The sequence below is a fragment of the Corallococcus sp. RDP092CA genome (assembly GCF_041903675.1).
GTDB lineage: Bacteria > Myxococcota > Myxococcia > Myxococcales > Myxococcaceae > Corallococcus.
Genome location: NZ_JAYESI010000082.1, coordinates 1 through 2,007, shown reverse-complemented (window position 1 = coordinate 2,007; position 2,007 = coordinate 1). Strand labels below are relative to the sequence as shown.

The following is a 2,007-nucleotide window of genomic DNA, read 5'->3' as shown; positions in this document are numbered from 1 at the left end:
GTTTGACGTGCAGGTCGTCCTCGAACACCTCCGTCAGAAACGCCCGCACCTGCTCTTCGTCAATGGCCACCTTGCGCGTCATGGTGGCCTCCTCTTGGCGCGGGTGCCAGCACCTTCGCACGCTGCGACCAAGCAAGCGTGTGCTGATCAACTCGCTAAATGAGGGGATCCTTCAGAGTTCACCCGGATGAGCCGAACGCTATGGAGGAGAGGGGGAATGGGGCAGTTCGGGCGCTGGCGATCGTGCGCTAGATGCGGTCGGGGAGCGAGTTCAGCCAGATGAGCCGAACGCTATGGATGGAGAGGCGGAGAGCCTTGGGCAGTTCGGGCACCGGTAGCCCATCCACGAGGGGTAGTCAGAGGAGCAACTCACCCGAATGATCAGAACCCTATGGGGTGGGGAGAAGGAAAACGAAGTTCGATGAAACGGTCAACGCTGTGTCAGTCAAATCGCTGAGGAGAGCCATGGGCGCTTCATGAGCCGCCATGAAACGTTCAGGTTCATTCCTCGGAGAAAGGCAATGTGAATCAGATGGATCCAGAAACAAAGAAGCAGCTAATCCACTGGGGGCTGGGTGGTGCATCCGTGCTGCTCACCTTCGCGTGGCAGTTGTACCGTCTCTGCACGACCCAGCCGTAGAGATGGGCACATGCAGCGACTAGCACAAGCAGCGACCGCATGATGCTTGTGCCCCGGTTGGTGCTGAGGGCGAGGCGAGATTGCAGCCGCCTCGACTCAGCTCCCATGCCACACCACGCATCCAGAGATCTTGTGGGAGTGGACAGCAATGGACGAAGCCATGTCTCGTTCCATGCGTCATGCTCCTGCGGGGCTCGCTGCAATGTGGCTTGCGGTTCGACCTTGTGGATCGCACAAGTGCTCTGCCCACTCGAACCAAGTAGTTACAGGACAGCGTGCGGTGCAGGTAGCTCCAGTGGGTAGCAGCGGGCGCCGCGCCCGGTGCCTACGGGAGAATCCCGCCCGTCCAGGCTCGGCCGTGGTTCGCGCCTCGCCACGCCTTGTTCTTCGCCTCGGCTGTGGAGCGGATCCGAAACATGATGCGTTGAGAGTGTGCCTTCTCGGGAACGTTGACGACCTCGTACGAGAGCACCGTTCCGCCGAAGTACGAACGCTCCGCCTTGGTCTCGTGGAGGTAGAGCGTTCCGCCCACGAGCTGGGCCGCCTCTTCTGGCGTGAAATCCCAATAGCCCGAGTCGTAGATCGGGTGAGCGACGGTGTGCAGGTTGCGTTCGCGCTGACACTTGAGGTGAACACTCGCCATAACGACTCCCAGACGTTCTCAACCCCACTAACACGGTTCACGGCTCTCGAACAGGCTCAGGGGTGCGCGTAGTCGTCCCACCAACGTCGGAGCAGGTCAGCCCTAGCTCCAGCGTGAGGCCAGAAGGGAGACTCCCGGTCATGCCTATCGCCCCAATCAGCGGCAGCCGTCAGCTCCCAGTCAGAGCCATCCAAGAGGGCTCGAATCTTTGGCGCGACAGCGAATACGGAACCGAGGACCTCCAGGAGAGTCTCAAGCGGGCCCCATTGCTGCATCCCGTTGTGGTCCGACAGGTTCCCGGCACCAGAAACAAGTACGAGCTGGTCTCCGGCTTCCGGCGCTTCCGCGCTGTCAAGGCCCTCGGCCACAGCCACATCGAGGCCCGCGTAGTGGCCGTAGATGAGCTGCGGCGCGAGCAGTTGCAGATCGAGGAGAACATCAGACGGCAGTCTCTTGGGCGCCAAGAGGCTCGGGCGATGGCGAGGCTCTTGGCCATCTACGAGCAGCTCTACCCGAAACGACCCGGCAGGCCGAAGAAAGGAGGTCCCGGGGACCGCATTTCAGCCCTCCAGGCCCTCAGCAGAGCTGTGGACAAGTGTAACTGTTCGCCGTGCCCCGTCCCGGCGCCGTGCTGACCCGCCCGGGACGGCCGGCGGGAGCGACCGTCAGTCCTGGCTCTTCGGAAGTGTGACCGTGCCTGGGTTCTCAATGGCGGCGAGCGCAG

General features: G+C 62.1%; 2 protein-coding genes. One reads left to right on the top strand and one right to left on the bottom strand.

The annotated features are described in order from the left end of the window. Positions 1-965 precede the first annotated feature (965 nt). Positions 966-1,283 carry a hypothetical protein gene (locus tag U8525_RS34225; protein WP_374270936.1) on the bottom strand — a complete coding sequence of 106 codons (318 nt, stop codon included), beginning with the start codon at positions 1,281-1,283 and terminating at the stop codon, positions 966-968. A 140-nt stretch (positions 1,284-1,423) separates the two neighbouring features. Between U8525_RS34225 and U8525_RS34220 the strand changes: the two genes are divergently transcribed. Continuing rightward, entirely contained in the window at positions 1,424-1,918 is a 495-nt protein-coding gene (locus tag U8525_RS34220; protein WP_374270935.1) for a ParB/RepB/Spo0J family partition protein, read from the top strand. The last annotated feature ends 89 nt before the right edge of the window (positions 1,919-2,007 follow it).